Annotated in this window: 1 pseudogene; it reads right to left on the reverse strand. The window is 45.0% G+C overall.

The features are described from left to right. Positions 1–118 precede the first annotated feature (118 nt). Positions 119–502: pseudogene (locus tag GQR38_RS20050) on the reverse strand (thiazole synthase); the annotation flags it as partial.

Below are 502 nucleotides of genomic sequence, written 5' to 3' on the forward strand. Positions count from 1 at the left end.
AAATCTTCCAAGTCTAAACGCGACTTTGATAACGCACGTTGTACATCCGATGCGGTTTTAGCATAGATAGACATGCGAATATCATCCCATTGATACTCTTTTATTTTTTCACTAAAAGTCACAGGCTTGCCTCGAGAAATGCAGTTAATGGACTTGAGGCAATCGCTTGTGTGCTTTGCCCACCTAAACCCGCTAAATAAGCTTGGCGACCTGCTTGTACCGCTTTTGCAAAGGCTTCACTCATGGCAACAGGGTTACCTGAGACAGCAATGGCAGTATTGACTAACACCGCATCGGCGCCCATCTCCATTGCAAGTGCTGCGTGAGATGGGCTACCTAATCCTGCATCCACAATCACTGGAATATTAGCTTGTTCGATAATTATTTCTAAAAAGTCAGCCGTTTTAATGCCTTTATTTGAACCAATAGGAGCGCCTAACGGCATTACAGCAGCACAACCGGCAGCCTCTAAATGTTTACACAACACAGGGTCTGCATGCAC

It is taken from the genome of Pseudoalteromonas sp. c7(2019), from assembly GCF_011378625.1.
In the GTDB taxonomy this organism is placed as follows: Bacteria; Pseudomonadota; Gammaproteobacteria; order Enterobacterales; family Alteromonadaceae; genus Pseudoalteromonas; species Pseudoalteromonas arctica.